Source organism: Streptomyces sp. NPDC048584, assembly GCF_043199595.1.
GTDB classification, from domain to species: Bacteria; Actinomycetota; Actinomycetes; order Streptomycetales; family Streptomycetaceae; genus Streptomyces; species Streptomyces edwardsiae.
Map to the genome: position 1 here is coordinate 297115 of NZ_JBICWF010000004.1, position 18268 is coordinate 315382.

Genomic DNA, 18268 nt, shown 5'->3' on the forward strand with positions numbered 1-18268 from the left:
GGGCCCGGCCGGGTTCAGGCTCCCGTGTGGATGTGCGCCGCCCACAGGGAAGGGGCCCGCAGGGAGTCCCGCGCCGCCACGGCGGCGGCACGCAGGGCGCGTGCGGACTCGGGGAGCGCGAGGCCGGAGGCCGTCCGGGCCCGTAGCTCCCGGTAGAAGGTGTCCGCCATGTCGTACGCGGCGTCGTCCTGGACCTGCCAGAGCGTCCCGATCACGTGCGGGAAGCCCGCTATGAGGAAGGCCGAGGTCAGATGGATCGACTCGTCCTGGAGTCCGGCGATGTCGACGACGGCGGTCCGGCACGCGGACAGGTAGGCCAGGCGCGCGCGGGAGAGGTCGACGGCGGCGAGGTCCGCGACGGTGAACGCGCCGGACGTGCCCGGAGGGTCCTCCCGCAGGACGAGGTGACTGTGCGAGGGGTCGCGGGAATCGGTCAGGCCGTGGCAGGCGAAGTGCGCGACCGTGGCCTCGGGCAGGCCGCGCAGGACGTTGGCCACGGTGGGAAGAGCCGCCGGTCCTCCCGCCGGTGCGTCCCGGCCGGTCAGCAGCGTGGTCCCCGGCGCGTGCTCCGCCACCAGGGCGGCCTCGTCGTCCGCGGTGGACAGATACCGCGGTCCGGGCTGCCCCGGCACCGCGACGACGAGCGTGCGCGGCGCGGGAACGGGCGGCGCGTCGGCTCGCCCGAGCGCGTGGTGCAGTGCCCGTACGGTCGGTGTGTAGGAACTGACGGCCCAGTCCATCACCGTGCGCGGCGTCGTGCCGTCCGCCCGGTCCCGGTGGTGTCCCGCAGCGTGCAGCGGCAGCCGGCTCAGGGCTCCGCCGGGTACCCACCAGACGCGCGGCAGTTCACCGGCGGGCGGCGGGACGTCACCGGGTCCCCCGGTGATCCCGAGGTCGTCGAGCACGGGTCCGGCCACGGTGTCCCACAGCCACTCCAGGGTCCGGTGCAGCACCGCCTGCGCCGCGACCGGATCCGGGTGGTCCGGATCGTCGACATCGCTCAGGGCCTGATGGAAGGCCGTGGCCCGGTCGGTGACCGCCTCGGGCGTCAGCCCGGTCAGCGGCAGGCTCCTGACGTCGCCGCCGGTCAACAGCAGCGCGTGGCTGCCGAACCGGCTGACGTTCACGATCACCACCGGTCCGTGACGGGCCGCGTCCCTCAACCGCTGCTCCGTAGGGGGCAGTCCGAACCGCTCGAAATCCCCTCCGAGAGCACGGATCCGGTCCTGGACCGCCGCGAACTCCCGCGCCAGTTCCTGCCGGTCGGGGTCTTCCGGGCGCGGCTGGTCCTGGCGCACGGGGCCGGCGAACAGCGCGGCGGAGGCCTCGCGTCCCGCGGGCACGCGCCCGAGGGCGTCGCGCAGCGCCACGTACTTCTCGGCCAGTCCGCGATCCCGGGCGCGAAGCAGGGTCAGGGCGTCGTCCCGGGTGTCGAGGGCCTGGCCCAGGAGGACGCCCCGGCCGAGTTCCAGGAGTCCCAGTGCCCGGGCCGCACGTCGTTGCCCGTCGGTGCCCTCGCCCTCGTCGCTCCCGTCCGTTCCGGCCAGGAGCAGGGGGCTGCGACCGGAGAAGGTGATGAAGCTCGGTTCATCGTTCCCGAGGCCCAGGGAGGCCATGAGATCGCTGCCCGGTCCGCCCAGCACGAGCGCCGCGGCGTCGGCGGCCAGCCCGGCGAACTGCCCGAGTCCGTGCTGCTGGTCGTCGCGGTCCAGGCGTCGCGGTGCCACCTCGGGCAGCAACCGCACCGCGGCATCCAGGAGACGCGCGGCGTGGCGCCTGCTCCAGCGGGCCGTCATCGCGGCCGCCGTCCACGCGGCGCGTATCCGGACCGCCGCGGGGGCGGTCCGCGAGGACACCATGTCCACGAACAGGGTGACGGCCTCACCCAGATCCCGCGGATCGCGGGTGCGCGCGTGGCGTTCGAGCAGCGGGTGGGCGAGGTTGTGCAGACGGATCACCCGCTCGTAGTGGTTCTCGGGGGTCAGACCGAGCGCCTCCCGCTGCACGGAGACCGCGTCGTCCAGGTCCTGCGGGACGGCGGTCAGGGCGTACCGGGCACGCAGGGCGCCGCCCAGGTTGGAGAGCGTGCCCGCCCGCCCGGGGTCGTCCTCGGGTGCCCGGTCCAGTGAGCGCCGGTGGACCGTGACGGCCTCGTCCAGGTCGGCGACCGCGCCGGTGCGCCGGTGGAGCGCCAGCAGGGCGGTGCCGAGGTTGGAGAGCACTCCCGGTGCGCCGGGATGGCCTTCGGTCAGCGCCTCGACGGCCTGCCGTTGCAGGACCACGGCCGCCTCCAGCCCGGCGACCCGGTCCTGGCGCTCGGAGTGCTCCTGCAGGGCGACTCCCAGATGGCTCAGCCGGATGCCGCGGCTGGGGTGGCCTTCCGGCAGTGCCCGCACCGCCCGGTGTCCGGCGTCGATGGCGCTGTCCAGGTCCGCCGTCGCCCCTGTGTGGGCGTAGCGGGTGCTCAGGGCTGTGGAGAGGGCGGAGAACAGAAGGGGTCTGCGCCAGGGGGCGTCCTCGTCGGCCGCGAGGGCGTCCCGCAACCGCTCGACGCTCGCGTCGAGATCCCCCAGGTCACCGAACCGGCGGAACCTGACCTGGTGGGTGATGCCGAGTTCCCCCAGCGCACCGGCGCGGTCGGACGGACCGGCCGGTGTGGAGTCCCGTACACCTTCCCGGCCGAGGGCGAGCGCCCGGTCCAGGTCGGCGGTCCGCCCCGTCCGCTCGAAACGCGCCCGCAGTGAGGCGCCGAGGGAGACCAGGACGCCGGGGCGCCGCGTACTCCCGGCGGGCATGATGTCCAGCGCGCGTTCGTCCAGGGCGATCGCCCTGGTCAGGTCCGTGTCGGTGCCGTATCGCTCGAAGCGCTTACGCAGGGGTTCGGCGGAGGCGGACAGCCACTGGGCGAAGAGTTCGTCCCCGACGACCGGCCGGGTCCGCTCCCGGGTGACCTCCTCCCACTGGGTGACGGCCTCGTCGAGGTCCGCCCGGTCGCCCGTCCGGTCGTGGCGGGTCCACAAGGCCGCCGCCAGCGACGCCTGGGCCGTCCGGCGGAAAGCGTCGGTGGCGGTGGGCAGTCCGGCGAGGTGCCGGTAGGTCCCGACGGCCTCGTCGAGAAGGACCGGGTCCCCGGAGAGCCAGGCTCGGGCCGTCAGTGCCTGGGCCAGGGCGTGCGCCGTGGCCGGGCGTCCCGCGTGGTCCCCGGGAAGCCACCGGAGCGCCTCACGTCCGTGGGTGATCGCGCGGGTGAGGTCGTCGACCGCGCCGGTACGCAGATGACGCGCCAGGAGGAGCTCCGCCAACTGCCCGCGGGTTTCACCGGCCCGGGCGGCGTCCGTCCGGCCGGGTCCCGCGCCCTCCTCGTCCGCCCCCTGCTGCAGGAGGCCGATGATCTCGTCGTGGTCGGCCGTGCCGGACGACCGTGCGGAGCGCGCCCGCAGGGCGACCAGCAGGTTCCCCCGGAAGACAGGGCGCTCCGCGTGCGTGGCGGGCAGCGCGGCCAGGGCGGTCCGGCTCGCGTCCACCGCCTCCTCGAGGTCGCGGGCCCCGCCCCTTTTCTCGAAGCGGGTGAACAACGAGACGCCGAGATGGGAGAAACGGTGGGCCCGTCGCGGGCTCCCCCGCCCGGTGGACCGGGCGGCCCGGCGGTCGACCTCGATGGATTCGTCCAGCACGCCGGGCTCGCCGGTGCGCAGGAAGCGGATGCGCAGGCAGATCCCGAGGTCCGCCAGCCGATCGGCGTGGTCCGGGGTGCCGGGGGCGGTCAGTTCGGCCCGCCGCCGGGCCACGGCCGTCAGATCGGCCAGGTCCGCCGCGGTCCCGGTCGCGCCGTAACGCGTCCGCAGCGCTTCCCACTGATCCGCCAGCAGCGCCCGGACATGGCCGGAGGAGGCATCCAGGGCGCCGGCGAGGTCCAGGACCTGCCGTCCCGTCTCGATCACCTCGTCGAGGTCCGCGCGCGACCGGGCGGACTGCCGCCCCCCGGCGCTTCTCGCCGAGCGGTGGCGGTCCCACAGTGCCATGCGCAGGAGGGACAGCATCGCCGCTCGTCCTTCCCCCGGTTCCGGCAGCACGTCCAGCGCCTGCCGGGCGGCCTCCACAACGCCGTCCAGCACATCGCCCGACCGCGTGGTGCCGTAGAGCCCCCACAGGGCCAGGGCCAGGAGCACACGACGCTCCGGACACCGCGGGTGGCCGGCGCCGGTGGCCGCCACGACGCGCTGCCACACCTCGGCCACCCGCCCGTGGAGGGCCGGGTCGTCCGTGTTCCCGGCCTGTGCCAGCCACTCCCGCGCCACCGGCTCCGCCGCGTCGGCCAGCAGGGGGAGCAACGGCCCGGGGATGTTCCCGTCCCCCCTCAGGAAGTGCGGCAGGAGCGCGTCCGCACAGGCCTCGAGCGTTTCGGCGTCGAGTTCCCGGAGGCGGCCCTCCAGCCACTCGGCGTCCGCGAGAGCCTCCGGGTCCGGCGCCGCGGCCGGATCCCCGCTCATGAGGATTTGCCTCAGCCGAGCGGCCACCGCGGACGTGCCGTCCTCGCTCATGATGCTCCTCCCCGTCGCGGATCACCCCCCTCATCACTTCCCCTGCCCATCCCTCAACTCACATGAAAGCAGGATGCTTTGGGTATTCCGATCGGTATTGTCCGATCCATATCAGGAGGCGCCGTGAGCACTCCGCCCCTGCGCGGCGACGGCCGTTCCCCGGCCGCCCGCCGTACGCAGCCGTCCGGTGACCAGGTCCGGGACGGTCTGGCGCACGTCTGCGAACGGCTCGACGACCTGGGGGACAGGCTGCGGCGGTACGGAGACACCGAGTCCCTGGACCGGCTGACGGAGCGTCTGCGCGACGGCGAGGAGGCGGTCGCCGACGACGTCCTCACCATCCACCGCACGGTCCTGGCCCACGAGGGCCGCGGCATCTACGGCGCCGTCCGCGGGGTGGACAACGGCAGGCTCCCGGGCGGGGACGACCCCCGGCCCGCCTCCGTGGTCCACCTCTGCCCACACGGCCGTTGCTCCCGCCTCTGGGTCCCGCACGACGGTGACGGCCCGGTGCCCGACTGCGCCGTCTTCGGCGTGCGGCTGAAACAGGAAAGGCTGTACTGACTTGGGCAATGTGCTGAGCGAGTTCGCCAAGCGGGTCGCCGGGCGCTGGTTCGAGCTGCTGGTGGTCCCCGGCGCCCTGTATCTGGTGGCCCTGACCGTGGCGCACACCTGGGGCTGGAGCCACCCCTTCGGTTTCGACCGGCTGGACGACCGGCTCACGGCCTGGTCCGAGTCCCGTCGGCTGCGCTCGACGGGTGGGCTCGTCGTCCTCCTGGCGGTCGCCACCGCCGCCGCGGCCGTGATCGGCATGGCCGTCGGGGGCATCGCGGCGCTCGTGGAGTCGTTCTGGTTCGCCGACGGCCGGCGGACCCGGCTCCGCCCGCTCCGGAGGCTGGTGCGAGGACGCGTCGACCACCGGCGCCGTACGTGGGAGGAACGACGCCGGGACTTCCAGCGGGCGCACGACCGCGAGGTGGACGCTGTCCGGTACGGGCGGCCGCGCGACCCCGACGGCCTGGACGCGGCCCACCGGAAACTGCTCCGCGTCGCACCGGAACACCCGGCCACGCCGACCTGGATCGGTGACCGGGTCAACGCGGTGGCGGTCCGCGCCCGGCGCGAGCACGGCCTCGACCTGGACCTGGCATGGCCGTATCTGTGGGTCGTCCTCCCCGAGACGGCGCGCACGGAGATCGTCGCCGTCCGGAGCGAGCTGTCCGGCGCCGCCCGCCTGGCGGGCTGGAGCGTCCTCTACGCCCTCGCCGGGATCCTGTCCTGGCCGGCCTTCCTCCTCGCGGCGTCCCTCGCCGCGGCCGCCCGGCACCGCGGCCGGACGACAGCGGCGACCTACGCACGACTTCTCGACGCCGCGGTGCGCCTGCACGGTACGGACCTCGCCGACAGCCTCGGCATACCGCACCACGGCACCCTCGCCGCCTCCACGGGAAACGCGGTCACCAGCGCCCTGACGCCGTCGACGCCGCCCGCGGGGCCCTGACGCGACGGGAGCGGCGGCCTCGCCCTCGCGCCCGCCGGCGGTGATTCCCCGTACCCCGCCCCGCGGGGGTTTCGCCGCTCCCCGGCCGAAAGGCCCGATGATGGACGGCGTGCCCTCCAGAACCCCGTCCCCCTTCACCCCGCTCGACTTCCAGCTCGTGCTGCTGCGCCGCATGGCCGATCACCATCCCGGCCCGGTGGAGGAGGCACGGCACCGGCTGGGCGTCTCCCTCGCGGACATGCGCGAGGCCAACCGGCGCTGGCAGGCGATGGTCCGCTCGCCGCGCCCCCGCCCGGCCCTCTCGCGCTACCGTTCCGTCCTCGGCGAGCCGGAGTCCCGCACCCCGCGCCGGATCGGCGACCTGGACTGCGAGGCGTGGCAGTGGCCGGTCCCGCTCTGGCCCGACCTGCGCTTCGAGGTGCTGACCCCGGCGGCGGGCGGCGCGGTGTGGAACGAGTGGCTGGTCCGCGCGCCGAACGCCGAACTCCCCGCCCTCCGCACGCTGGAGGACCTCACCCCCTGGTCCTGCACGGTCGACGAGGCCGTCCGCGCCTTCGCCCCCGCCCGCCCCCTGGAGGGCACGGCCCCGACCCGGTGGGGACTGGCCTTCACCGCCCCGGACAGGACCGGCGCACACCACGAGGTGGTCGCGGAGTTCACCTGGGGACTGCTGCAGCGTACGACGGTGGCATGACGCGGCGCGGGGGCGGCGGTCTCCACCGCTGAGCGGGAGGGACCGAGTGGCAGCGCGCCCTACCCGGGGAGATGATGGAGGCAGCCCATCGTGCACGCGCGCACTCCGCGAACGCGTCCGGCGGACAGGACCCGTCGGCGTTCGCCATCTCCCGCACTACCACGAGGGGTTCCCATGCCTCGTACCGATGAACTCTCGCTGGCCACCGCACCGCCGCGATCGCCTCTGCTGAGGTCTCCCGTACTGCCCCCCGACGCCCACGCCACCCTCATGGCCAGGACCCGGGACCTCGCGGTAAGTCTCGACCGGGTCAAGCCACTTGGGCCCACCCCGCCCGCGCCGACTCCGGACGTCGTCTCGCTGGCGGAGTTCCAGTCCCCGTTCAAACAGCAGAACGACCGGGGAACCTGCTGGGCGTTCGCGGGCGCGGCCGCGCTGGAGGCGGCCTACCGGCGCAAGTTCGGCACGCCCATCGACGTGTCCGAGGAGTACGTCTTCCACATGGGCAAGGCGTTCGCGCTCAGCCGCGACGAGCAGGGCAACGTCGCCCAGCCGGTCGAGAACAACTCCTCGCTGACCGGCTTCCAGGGCAGCGGTGACATCGTCAAGAAGCTGACGGAGAACGCCGCTCCGCCCGAGGGGGCCGCGCCGTACCTGCCCAGTCAGCAGGCGCTGCTCGACATCCTCCCCGTACTCGGCCTGCCCGGCGAGCAGGCGCTGGTCAGCCAGGAGGACTTCGACGCGCTGGAGTTCTGCGAACAGCACATCCCGCTCCTCGCCCGCGTGAACGCCAGGTACCGGGCCGCCGGCTGGTTCAACACCGACCCGACCGTCGAGGCCATCGAGAACACGCTCGCGTCCGGGCGCGAGGTCGTCTGCGACGTCACCCACCTCCCGCCCCCGCAGGGCGGCCATGTCCTGCTGCTGATCGGCTACGACCGCACCCGCCGGGTGTTCCTCGCGAAGAACCACTGGGGCGAGAACCACTTCATCGAGATCCGGTACGAGAACGACCCGACCTGGCGGATCGCCTCCGCCTGGTACATCACGGACGTCGTCGACCCGGCGTTCGTGCAGAACGAGGCGTGCTGGCTGGGGAACTGGTGGATGGACGTCCTGGGCAACACGTTCCGCGTGCTGCTGCGCCGCAGCGAGGACTTCGTCCGGCCGGGGCAGCCGACCCGCCTCGGCTCGGCCTACCTCTCCGACGGACGGCACGACGTGAACGGCATGTTCCTGGACGGCGGCGGCCACCTGCGGCTGTTCGTGGCACCGGGGCCGGCCCCGACCCTGGCCGGCGCCACCGTCGGCACCCAGATCGACGTGCACCTCGACTTCACCGACATCTACAACGCCGCCGGGGCGCTCGCCGGCGGCACTCCCGTGACGATGTCACGCTTCCGGACCCGGTTCGCCGCCCTGTTCGAACACCACGACGGCGGCGGCGCCTGGCAGGCCCGGCACGGGATCGACGGCGAGACCTATCAGCGCACCTTCGACGAGCTGACGGCGCAGGGATTCCGCCTCACCTCGGTCAACGGGTACAGCGAGGGCCGCGACGCCCGCTACAACGCGGTGTGGGAGCAGAGCGACGGCCCGCCCTGGGAGGCCCGGCACGGCCTGACCGGCGCCGAGTACCAGGCCGTCTTCGACGACCTGACGGCACGCGGCTTCCGGCTGCGGACCGTGAGCGGCTACGCGATCGACGGCGAGGCACGGTTCGCGGCGATCTGGGAGCAGCGCGAGGGCCCCGAGTGGCAGGCCCGGCACGGCCTGTCCCGGGTGGAGTACCAGCGGACGTTCGACGAGCTCACCGCACGGGGTTACGTCCTGCGGCAGGTCAGTGGCTACCGGGTCAACGTGGACGTCCGGTTCGCCGCCCTCTGGGAGAAGCAGGGCGGTGTCGCCTTCGAGGCCCGGCACGGCCTCACCGGCGGCGGATACCAGAAGACGTTCGACGAGTTGGTGAACGCCGGACACCGGCTCGCCTGGGTCAGCGGCTACAGCGACACCGGCATCGCCCGCTACGCCGCCCTCTGGCAGCGGGCGGAGGGCGGCCACTGGCACGCCCGGCACGGCCTGGACGCGGCGGCGTACCAGCAGACCTTCGACGAACTGAACGCCCTGGGCTTCCGCCCGGTCTGTGTATCGGGGTACGGGGACGGCTTCCACGCCGCCTGACGTCAGCCGGCCGCGGTCTTGAGGAGTTCCTCCACCACGCGCGGCGCCGACTCCGGGTGCAGCCACAGGAACAGGTTCGGCTCGACCAGTTCCAGCTCCATCACGCGCGGCTGCCCGTCCTCGTCGTCCACGACGTCGACGCGCGCGTACAGCAGCTCGGGCCGGCCCGGCACGAAGGCCAGCGCCCTTCTCGCGAGGGCGGTGTCGGCCAGGGACGGGGTCCAGTCGGTCAGCCCGGGATGGGCCACCTTGCGCTGGTCGTACGGCGTACCGGGCGCGAGGACCGGACCCTTGCGGCTCGCGTGCAGCAGATTCCCCCCGAAGAACTGCAGCGCCCGCTCACCGGCCGTCTCGATGCCCCGCATGTACGGCTGCACCATCGCGGTGAACCCCTCCGCGTGCATGCGCCGCAACTGCCGTACGGCCGTGTCGTGCTCGTCGGGGGTGTAGCGGGCGGCGAACCGGGCGCCGGCGCCGGAGGTGGGCTTGACGACGTACTCGCGGTCGTGGGGGAGGTCGAGCGGGTCGCCCGCCGCGATGTACCGGGTGTCCACCACCGGCACCCCGGCCCTCGCGAGGTCCCCCAGATACCGTTTGTCGGTGTTCCAGCGCACCACGTCCGCCGGATTGGCCAGCCGGGTGAGCGCGCCGCACCGCTCGGCCCAGGCGGTGAACTCCGCCGACCTCCAGCTGTAGTCCCAGGTGGAGCGGATCACGACGAGGTCGAAGCGGGCCCAGTCGACGCCGTCGTCGTCCCACACCTCGGCGGACGCCTCCGCCCCCGCCTCCCGGAGCGCGCGCACCAACCCCGGCAGATCCCGGTCCTCGGAGATGTCGGGGCCGGGCCGGCAGGTCACCAGGGCGATACGGGGCACGATGTCTCACCTCTCGCACGAACAGCTGAGCGAGGAGCAGGCTAACAACCCGGTCGGGAACCGCGACAGGCCGCTTGACCTTCACCTTCGGTGAAGCCTCAGCATCGGTGGCGGAACGCGGAAGGGAGCGGGAGATGGACATGCTGACGATCGGCGCCTTCGCGAAGGCGTGCCGGCTGTCGCCGAAGGCACTGCGTCTGTACGACGAGCTGGACCTGCTGCGCCCCGCCCGGGTGGACCCGCACACGGGGTACCGCTACTACGCGGCGGAGCAGCTGGAGCCGGCCCGGCTGGTGGCGTGGCTGCGGCGGGTGGGCATGCCGCTGGCCGGCATCCGCCGGGTGTGCTCCCTCGACGCCGCCGCGGCCGCCGTGGAGATCCGGGCGTACTGGGCCCGGGTGGAGGCGGAGACGGCCGTACGGCGGGACCTCGCCGCGTTCCTTGTCGATCACCTCACGGAAGAATCGGGAAGGGACATCACCATGAACACGCTGGAGCTGCGTTACAGCGCCCACTCCGACCGGGGCCGCATCCGCCCCGCCAACCAGGACACGGCGTACGCGGGCGGGCGGCTGCTGGCCGTGGCCGACGGGTTCGGTCCGGCGGGCGCGCCGGCGAGCAGCGCGGCGGTGGAGGCGCTGCGGTTCCTGGACACCCGGGAGATACCGGCGGGCGGGGTGCTCAATGTGCTGGAGGAGGCGGTACAGGGGGCGACGCGGGCGGTACGGGACGCTGCGGGCGGTACGGAGGAGGCGGGCACCACGCTCACCGCCATGCTCTGGACGGGCTCGCGGCTGGCGCTGGTGCACATCGGGGACTCCCGCGCGTATCTGCTGCGCGACGGCGAACTGTTCCGCATCACGCACGACCACACGGTGGTCCAGTCGATGCTCGACGAGGGCCGGCTGACCCCCGAGGAGGCGGCCTCGCACCCCGAGCGCACCCTGCTGCTGAAGGCCCTGACCGGCACCGGGGCCACGACGTCCGCCCCCGACCTCCGCCTGCACGACGCCCACCCGGGCGACCGTTATCTGCTCTGCTCCGACGGCCTGCCGGCCGTCGTCGACGACGGCACGATCAAGGAGGTCCTCACCGTCTCACCGACCCCGGACGAGGCGGTCCTGGCCCTGATCACCGCGGCGAACGAGGCCGGCGGCCCGGACAACATCGCCTGTGTGACGGCGGACGTCGTGGAGGCGGCGGCCTGACGGGTCAGCGGTCCGTCTCCGGGTCCCAGTCCAGGAGGCGGACCTTGGCGACCGTACGGACATGGCGGCGCATCGCGGTGGCCGCCTGACGCGGGAGGCCCTCGGCGATGGCGTCGAGGATGGCCCGGTGCTGGGCCAGGGAGCGGTGCGGGCGGCCGGGCTGGCGCAGGGACTCGGTGCGGCTCTCGGCGATCTGCTCGGCGATGGAGCGCATGAACTCCGCGAGCAGACCGCTGTGGGCGGCCGCCGTCACCGCCGCGTGGAACAGCCGGTCGCCCTCCACTCCTCCGCCGCCCGCCTCGATCTCCTCGGCCATGTGGGCGAGCGCCGACCGCATCGCCGCGAGGTCGTCGTCGGTGCGGCGTTCGGCGGCCAGTTCGGCGAGCTTCGTCTCCAGCGCCTCCCGCGCCTCCAGTACGTCGGGCAGCCGCCGGCGGCGTTCCACCATCCGCTCGACCGGCTCCACGTCGAGGCTGTCCCGTACGAGATAGGTGCCGCCACCGTGGCGGGCCTCCACCAGGCCCTGGACCTCGAGGACCACGATCGCCTGCTTCACCGAGGCGCGGCTGACACCGAGCCGCTGGGCCAGGTCCCGCTCGGGCGGGAGACGGTCACCGGACCGCAGGCCACCCTCGGTGACGTACTGGCGCAAGCGGTCCAGCACCTGTTCGTACAGGCGCTGTTTCGTCATGGGGCGCAGGGCGTCGGTCACGAAGGTCCCCCTCTCGTCGGGAGACTAGCACCGGCGCCCGCACGGTGGCCGAGTGGCTGAGCCAATTCCTGCGCGACCCCTTGACGGCTCCCGTCCGGGGCCGCACGCTGTCCGACCAAACGGACCACGCCACTCCAGCGGACAAGTGGTTCAGCCACTCAGCCACTCGGGAGCCCCCGCATGTCCCCCGAACTCATCTCGATCCTCGTCCTGGCGGTGGTGTTCGTCATCGCCACCACCCGCTCCGTCAACATGGGCGCGCTGGCCTTCGCCGCCGCCTTCGGGGTCGGCACCCTCGTCGCCGACCTCGACGCGGACGGCGTCTTCGCCGGATTCCCCGGCGATCTCTTCGTCGTCCTGGTCGGCGTCACGTATCTGTTCGCCATCGCCCGCGCCAACGGCACCACCGACTGGCTGGTGCACGCGGCCGTACGGCTGGTGCGGGGGCGGGTCGCGCTGATCCCCTGGGTGATGTTCGCCCTCACCGGCGCGCTCACCGCGATCGGCGCGGTCAGCCCGGCGGCGGTCGCGATCGTCGCGCCGATCGCGCTGAGCTTCGCCGCCCGGTACCGCATCAGCCCGCTGCTGATGGGGGCGATGGTGGTGCACGGCGCCCAGGCCGGCGGCTTCTCCCCGATCAGCATCTACGGCTCGATCGTCAACGGCATCGTCGAGCGGGAGAAGCTTCCGGGCAGCGAGATCACGCTGTTCCTCGGCTCGCTGCTGGTGAACCTCGTGATCGCGGGGGTGGTGTTCGTCGTCTGCGGCGGGCTGAAGCTGTGGCGTCAGGGGGCGGTGCCGGAGGACACCGGCGGGAGCGGCGGCTCCGGCGCCACGACCGGCGAGGGCGGCGAGGGAGGCGAGGGCGGTGGCACCACCCGTACCGCCCCCGCCCGCACCGTCGTCACCACCCGCCCCGACGCCGTACGGCTCACCCCTCCCGTCATCGCCACCCTCGTCTCCCTGACCGCCCTCGTCGTCGCCGTCCTCGGCTTCGACCTGGACGCCGGTCTCACCGCGATCACCCTCGCGGTCGTCCTGAGCGCCGCCTGGCCGGACGACAGCCGCAAGGCGGTCTCCGAGATCGCCTGGCCCACGGTCCTGCTGATCTGCGGTGTGCTGACCTACGTCGGTGTCCTGGACGAGATGGGCACCATCACCTGGGCCGGTGAGGGCGTCGGCGGCATCGGGGTCCCGCTGCTCGCGGCGGTGCTGCTCTGCTACATCGGCGGGATCGTGTCCGCGTTCGCCTCCTCCGTCGGCATCATGGGCGCGCTGATCCCGCTGGCGGTGCCGTTCCTGGCGCAGGGCGAGATCGGGGCGGTGGGCATGGTGACCGCGCTGGCGGTGTCCGCGACGGTGGTGGACGTGAGTCCGTTCTCCACGAACGGCGCACTGGTGCTGGCCGCCGCGCCGGACGTCGACCGCGAGCGCTTCTTCCGGCAGCTGATGGCGTACGGCGGGATCGTGGTCGCGACGGTTCCGGCGGTGGTGTGGCTGGTGATGGTCGTGCCCGGGTGGGGTTAGGTCCCGGGCGGGACGAGTACCTGGCAGCCTGGCAAGCACGACGGATGGTTAAGGAGTACGACGCGTGACCTCTCTCTTCCCGGCCCTGACCGACGGCGCTGCCGCCGACCGGCCCGCCCTGCGCTTCGGCGAGCGCTCACTGACGTACGGGGAGCTCGCCCCGGCGGCCGGAGCGGTGGCCGGGGAACTGAAGGGGGCGCGCCGGGTCGCGGTGTGGGCCACACCGGCGCTGGAGACGGCGGTCGCGGTCACGGCGGCGCTGGTCGCCGGGGTGACCGTCGTACCGCTCAACCCGAAGTCGGGCGGGCGGGAACTCGGTCACATCCTGACCGACAGCGCCCCGGACCTGGTGCTCACCGCGCCCGGCTCGCAACTCCCCGGCCCACTCGACGGGTTGCCCCGCCTCGATGTGGACCCGGCGGCCCGGGGCGCGCTCCCGGACGACGGCGCGCGCGGCCCGGAGGACCCCGCGCTGATCGTCTACACCTCCGGTACGACCGGACCGCCCAAGGGCGCCGTCATCCCGCGCCGTGCGATCGCCTCCACCCTGGACGCCCTCGCCGGCGCCTGGGGGTGGACCGGCGACGACGTGCTGGTGCACGGGCTGCCGCTGTTCCATGTGCACGGTCTCGTGCTCGGCACGCTCGGCCCGCTGCGGCGCGGCGGCTCCGTCCGGCACCTGGGCAGGTTCAGCACGGAGGGTGTGGCGCGCGAGCTGAGGGGCGGCGCGACCATGCTGTTCGGGGTGCCGACGATGTACCACCGTCTCGCGGAGGCCCTGCCCGCCGAACCCGGACTGGTGAAGGCGCTGGCCGGGGCGCGCCTGCTGGTGTCCGGCTCCGCCGCCCTCCCGGTGCACGACCACGAGCGGATCGCGGCGGCGACCGGACGCCGGGTCATCGAGCGGTACGGCATGACGGAGACCCTGATGCTGTGCTCGTCCCGGTGGACACCCCCGGACCCCCGGCCCGCCGTACGGGTGGACGGCGAGGCCCGTCCGGGCACGGTGGGGGTGCCGCTGCCGGGGGTGGAGCTGCGGCTGGTGGAGGAGGACGGGTCGCCGGTGACGTCGTACGACGGTGAGACGGTCGGTGAGATCCAGGTGCGCGGGCCGAACCTGTTCACGGAGTACCTCAACCGGCCGGACGCCACGGCCTCCGCGTTCACCGCCGACGGCTGGTTCCGCACCGGGGACATGGCGGTGCGGGACGCCGACGGCTGTGTCCGGATCGTCGGCCGCAAGGCCACCGACCTGATCAAGAGCGGCGGGTACAAGATCGGGGCGGGGGAGATCGAGAACGCGCTGCTGGAGCATCCGGGGGTGCGGGAGGCCGCGGTCACCGGGGAGCCGGACGCCGATCTGGGCGAGCGGATCGTGGCGTGGGTGGTGCCGGCGGATCCGCAGTCACCGCCCGGTCTGGAGGAGCTGGCCGGGCACGTCGCCGGGCGGCTCGCCCCGCACAAGCGGCCGCGCGTGCTGCACCATCTGGACGCGCTGCCCCGCAACGACATGGGCAAGATCATGAAGCGGGCGCTGGGACATGGCTGACCGGCTGTCCGCGCGGGAGGTCGTCGCCCTCCTCGCGGACCCCGGCACCTTCACCGAACTCCCGTACCCGTCACGGGAGTCCGCCCCCGACGGCCCGCTCGGCTGGCCGGGTTACGGCGCCGCCCACGCCCGCGCCGCCGAGCGCACCGGGGAGCGGGAGTCGGTGATCTGCGGCACCGCGTGCGTCGGGGGGACACGGGCCGTGCTCGTCGTGTTCGAGTTCGGGTTCCTCGGCGGCTCGCTCGGCGAACGCACCGGCGACCGGCTGGAGGCGGCGTACGCGCATGCGCGGGTGCACCGGCTGCCGGTGGTGCCGCTGGTCGCCACGGGCGGGAGCAGGATGCAGGAGGGCATGCTCGCGCTCACCCAACTCCAGCGGGTGGCCCGCGAGTCGGCGCTCACCCGCCGGGCCGGACTGGCGCAGGTCGCGGTGGTGCGCGACCCGACGACCGGGGGCGGCTGGGCCACCCTGGGCGCGGGCGCCGACATCGTCCTCGCCCTGCCCGGCGCGCAGGTAGGTTTCGCCGGCTCCCGGGTCCGTCCGGCGGACGCGGACCCGGCGGCGTACACGGCCGAGGCGCAGGTGGCGGCGGGCGCGGCGGACGCGCTGGTGCGGCCGGAGGAGCTGCGGGAGACACTGGGCCGCTGGCTGCGGCTGCTGACCCGCCCGTCCACGGCCCCGGTCCCGCCACCGCCCGCGCTGGGCAGGGCGGACCTCCCGGCCACCGGCCGGGACGCGGTCCGCCGCGCCCGCGCACCCGAACGGCCGCGCGCCGGGGCCTACTTGGACGCGTTTCTCACCTCCCGCCTCAGCATCTCCGGCGACCGCCGCGGCGGCACGGATCCCGACGGCATGCTGTGCGGCTTCGGCGAGCACGAGGGCCGTACGGTCGCCTACGCGGCGCAGACCGGGGCGGCCACCCGTCCCGCCGGGTACCGCACCGCTGCCCGGCTGATCCGGCTCGCGGACCGGCTGGGCATCCCGGTGCTGACGCTGGTGGACACCCCGGGCGCGGCGAACGACGCGGAGGCGGAACGCCAGGGCGCGGGCGCCGCCATCGCCGACCTGTTCACCGCGGTGGCCGAGGCCCGCACACCGCTCACCACACTGGTCATCGGCGAGGGCGGCTCCGGCGGCGCCCTCGCCCTGGCGGCCCCCGGCAACACCTGGGCCACCCCCGACAGCTACTTCTCGGTGATCGCCCCGGAACTCGCCGCGGCCATCCTGAAACGACCCGCGGAGGAGGTGGAAAGCACGGCGGACCGGCTCCGCGTCCGCCCACAGGACCTGGTGGAGCTGGGGGTGGTCCGGGGAGTGGCGGGAGCGGCGGTCCGCACGGAGGAGCAACCGGCCGACTGACCTCGTGACACGGCAACCACCGCGCGTAGCATAGGAGTTCACCACAGTCGCACACCACGGGGGGCGTCGCGCCATGGACGGATTGATGCAGTTCACGACCGAAAGCGGCGCGATGGTCGTGGTGGAGGGGGTGCAGGACGCGTCCGGGGCCCGGCTCGTCTCGCGCGGCAACGGCCCGGCGCAGGCGGCGCGCACCTTCGAGGGCTCCCTGGAGGGCGTACGGGCGGCGGCCGAGTCCGCGCTGCGGGTGTTCCGCGACGGCTCCCTCAGACCGGACGCGGTGGAACTGGAGTTCGGAGTGAAACTGACCGCGGAAGCCGGTGCCGTCATCGCCAAGGGCTCGGCGGAGGGGCATCTGGTCGTCAAGCTGAGCTGGGTGCCCGAGCCGGACCACGAGGTCGCCGGCCGTCGATGAGCAGCGCTGCCTGGCACACCCGGATCGAGTGCGGGAACGCGGTCGGCGCGGGCTTCCTCGTCTCGGCGCGTCAGGTACTCACCTGCGCCCACGTCGTAGCGGGGAGCGGCACGTCGGCGGTGTCCGTGAGCTTTCCCAACCGCGCCGAACTGGGCGTGGTCGCCGCGACGGTGGCGGTCCACGGCGGCTGGCGCGGCGGCGGCACCGACCCCGGCGACGTGGCCGTACTGGAGCTGGAGCGGGAGGTGCCGCTCGCCCCGGCCGTCTTCGCGTCGCCCGGCGCGGAGCGCGACATCCCCTCGCCCGAGCTGGTCGCGTACGGCTTCCCCCGGGGCTACGACGAGGGCGCCCTCGCGCTGTACCGAGCGGTGCCCGGCCCCCTGATCGCCGGCGAATGGGTGCAGTTGGAGGCGGCCTCCGGGCACGGACAGCCGCTGGCCGACGGATTCAGCGGGGCGGCGGTGACGCTGGCCGACGGTGCCGTGGTCGGCATGGTCACGGCCGTCGCGGGTGGCCGGGACGTACGCGCGGGCCGCATGCTGCCCACCGAGGTCATGGCCCGTTACTGGAGCGGTCTGGGCGAGCTGGTGCCGACCCCGGGCCACACCCCGGACGAGCTGAGGGAGCTGTACGGCCTCGTGCGGCGGGCCGAGCAAAACGGGCGGACGCTCGACCACGACCGGCTGTACGTCGACGCCGTGGGTGCCTTCGGCCCCGCCCTGCCGAAGGGCGGGTTCGGCTCCCTGGCGTCGGCGGCGGCGTACGTGCAGTGGGAGGTGTCCGCGCCGGAGGCGCTCTCCCGGTTCACCGCGCGAGTGCGGGAGCTGCTGGACGGCCCCGGCGAGCGGGGCGGCCCGGGTGACGCGGCCCCGGACGGATCGCCCGGACGGCCCGTCGCCTGGTCGCCCATCGTCGTGGACATCGAGCACAGCGGGGCCGGCCCCGACCAGGTCACCGTCGAGGTGTCCGCGTACCGCGACGGACGGCGCCGCCCCGTGGGCGCCCGCCGGCTGCCGTGGTCCGGGGTGCGGGCCTATGTGCAGGAGCACATCGACGAGGCCGTCACGCAGCTCGCCCCCGGAGCCGACGAGCTGCTCACCTTCGTCCTGCCGCGCGGCCGACTGAACGAACCGGTGGCGCGCTGGGAATGCGGCGCGGACGACCCTACTCCGCTCGGCTGCGCCTACCCGCTGGTGGTGACGGACCACATCCGCCACCGCGGTGGCCGGCTGCGCCACCAGCTCCACAAGAAGTGGCGGAAGCTGGACGGGGGTGCGGCGGCGGCCGTGCACCGCATCGGGTGCGGCACGCCGGAACGGCCGCAGAGTCTGCGCAAGCGGCTGTGGGACGACGGCGCGGACCTGATCGGCTTCGCCGCGTCCCCCGCGGCCGCACGACAGCACTTCGAGGTCGGCCTGACCGTCCCCGTTCCCGTACTGCTGTGGTCCCGCACGGGCTGCCCGGAGGCCGGCCACGAGGGCCCCTGCTCGGGCGAGGCGTTCCTCGACGAGCTCACCGAGTCCGTCGCCGGTGTCCCGCCCGCCGATCTTCCGCACCACGTCCTGTCGTTACGCCTGACCGCGGACGCCGCCGACGAGGCGGACCGGCACTGGGCGAGGGACGTACAGCTGCTGTGGGACGACCCGCGCTGCTTCCCCGAGACCGCCGCGCCCCTGCACTCCCCCGTCGCCTGATCCGCCCGCCG

At 74.1% G+C, this 18268-nt stretch carries 13 protein-coding genes; 10 read left to right on the forward strand and 3 right to left on the reverse strand.

The window, feature by feature from the left end; all coding sequences use genetic code 11:
• Positions 1 to 14: 14 nt before the first annotated feature.
• Positions 15 to 4541: a CHAT domain-containing protein gene (locus ACGFR9_RS11710; protein ID WP_393205880.1), complete on the reverse strand. Its 4527-nt coding sequence runs from the start codon at positions 4539 to 4541 to the stop codon at positions 15 to 17.
• Positions 4542 to 4664: 123 nt separating this feature from the next.
• On the opposite strand from ACGFR9_RS11710, the gene ACGFR9_RS11715 reads away from it, so the two are divergent.
• From ACGFR9_RS11715 to ACGFR9_RS11730, 4 genes are all read left to right on the forward strand, one after another.
• Complete coding sequence (locus ACGFR9_RS11715; RefSeq protein WP_393205883.1) at positions 4665 to 5105, forward strand: hypothetical protein; 441 nt, start codon at positions 4665 to 4667, stop codon at positions 5103 to 5105.
• 1 nt (position 5106) lies between these two features.
• Positions 5107 to 6042, forward strand: a complete 936-nt coding sequence (locus ACGFR9_RS11720; RefSeq protein WP_393205886.1) for a hypothetical protein — start codon at positions 5107 to 5109, stop codon at positions 6040 to 6042.
• Positions 6043 to 6142: 100 nt separating this feature from the next.
• The gene (locus tag ACGFR9_RS11725; RefSeq protein WP_393205888.1) at positions 6143 to 6736 is read left to right on the forward strand and encodes a hypothetical protein; all 594 of its coding nucleotides are present in this window, start codon (positions 6143 to 6145) and stop codon (positions 6734 to 6736) included.
• A gap of 174 nt (positions 6737 to 6910) precedes the next feature.
• Entirely contained in the window at positions 6911 to 8917 is a 2007-nt protein-coding gene (locus ACGFR9_RS11730; protein WP_393205891.1) for a hypothetical protein, read from the forward strand.
• Positions 8918 to 8919: 2 nt separating this feature from the next.
• Here ACGFR9_RS11730 and ACGFR9_RS11735 read toward each other — a convergent pair whose 3' ends face one another.
• Positions 8920 to 9792, reverse strand: coding sequence for a RimK family alpha-L-glutamate ligase (locus tag ACGFR9_RS11735; RefSeq protein WP_393205894.1), 873 nt, complete (start codon positions 9790 to 9792; stop codon positions 8920 to 8922).
• 134 nt (positions 9793 to 9926) lie between these two features.
• On the opposite strand from ACGFR9_RS11735, the gene ACGFR9_RS11740 reads away from it, so the two are divergent.
• Positions 9927 to 11000 (forward strand): MerR family transcriptional regulator, encoded by a 1074-nt coding sequence (locus ACGFR9_RS11740; protein ID WP_393205897.1) that lies wholly within the window; start codon positions 9927 to 9929, stop codon positions 10998 to 11000.
• A 4-nt stretch (positions 11001 to 11004) separates the two neighbouring features.
• Here ACGFR9_RS11740 and ACGFR9_RS11745 read toward each other — a convergent pair whose 3' ends face one another.
• Positions 11005 to 11712 (reverse strand): FadR/GntR family transcriptional regulator, encoded by a 708-nt coding sequence (locus tag ACGFR9_RS11745; RefSeq protein WP_393205900.1) that lies wholly within the window; start codon positions 11710 to 11712, stop codon positions 11005 to 11007.
• A 180-nt stretch (positions 11713 to 11892) separates the two neighbouring features.
• Between ACGFR9_RS11745 and ACGFR9_RS11750 the strand changes: the two genes are divergently transcribed.
• The 5 genes from ACGFR9_RS11750 (at position 11893) to ACGFR9_RS11770 (ending at position 18257) form a co-directional block, all read left to right on the forward strand.
• On the forward strand, positions 11893 to 13239 hold the full coding sequence (locus ACGFR9_RS11750) for an SLC13 family permease (protein WP_393205903.1): 1347 nt from the start codon (positions 11893 to 11895) through the stop codon (positions 13237 to 13239).
• Positions 13240 to 13303: 64 nt separating this feature from the next.
• On the forward strand, positions 13304 to 14788 hold the full coding sequence (locus ACGFR9_RS11755; RefSeq protein WP_393205906.1) for an acyl-CoA synthetase: 1485 nt from the start codon (positions 13304 to 13306) through the stop codon (positions 14786 to 14788).
• The gene (locus ACGFR9_RS11760) at positions 14781 to 16148 is read left to right on the forward strand and encodes a carboxyl transferase domain-containing protein (protein ID WP_037893060.1); all 1368 of its coding nucleotides are present in this window, start codon (positions 14781 to 14783) and stop codon (positions 16146 to 16148) included. Before ACGFR9_RS11755 ends, ACGFR9_RS11760 begins: the two co-directional genes overlap by 8 nt.
• A 73-nt stretch (positions 16149 to 16221) precedes the next feature.
• Complete coding sequence (locus tag ACGFR9_RS11765) at positions 16222 to 16563, forward strand: CU044_2847 family protein (protein WP_037893058.1); 342 nt, start codon at positions 16222 to 16224, stop codon at positions 16561 to 16563.
• The gene (locus ACGFR9_RS11770) at positions 16560 to 18257 is read left to right on the forward strand and encodes a trypsin-like peptidase domain-containing protein (protein WP_030218128.1); all 1698 of its coding nucleotides are present in this window, start codon (positions 16560 to 16562) and stop codon (positions 18255 to 18257) included. The genes ACGFR9_RS11765 and ACGFR9_RS11770 overlap by 4 nt, the downstream gene beginning before the upstream one ends.
• Positions 18258 to 18268: the final 11 nt, after the last annotated feature.

Coding starts and splice junctions, on each gene's coding strand:
- ACGFR9_RS11740 (WP_393205897.1), top strand. CDS start 9,927: ATGGACATGCTGACGATCGGCGCCTTCGCGAAGGCGTGCCGGCTGTCG.
- ACGFR9_RS11725 (WP_393205888.1), top strand. CDS start 6,143: ATGGACGGCGTGCCCTCCAGAACCCCGTCCCCCTTCACCCCGCTCGAC.
- ACGFR9_RS11765 (WP_037893058.1), top strand. CDS start 16,222: ATGGACGGATTGATGCAGTTCACGACCGAAAGCGGCGCGATGGTCGTG.
- ACGFR9_RS11730 (WP_393205891.1), top strand. CDS start 6,911: ATGCCTCGTACCGATGAACTCTCGCTGGCCACCGCACCGCCGCGATCG.
- ACGFR9_RS11760 (WP_037893060.1), top strand. CDS start 14,781: ATGGCTGACCGGCTGTCCGCGCGGGAGGTCGTCGCCCTCCTCGCGGAC.
- ACGFR9_RS11770 (WP_030218128.1), top strand. CDS start 16,560: ATGAGCAGCGCTGCCTGGCACACCCGGATCGAGTGCGGGAACGCGGTC.
- ACGFR9_RS11710 (WP_393205880.1), bottom strand. CDS start 4,541: ATGAGCGAGGACGGCACGTCCGCGGTGGCCGCTCGGCTGAGGCAAATC.
- ACGFR9_RS11750 (WP_393205903.1), top strand. CDS start 11,893: ATGTCCCCCGAACTCATCTCGATCCTCGTCCTGGCGGTGGTGTTCGTC.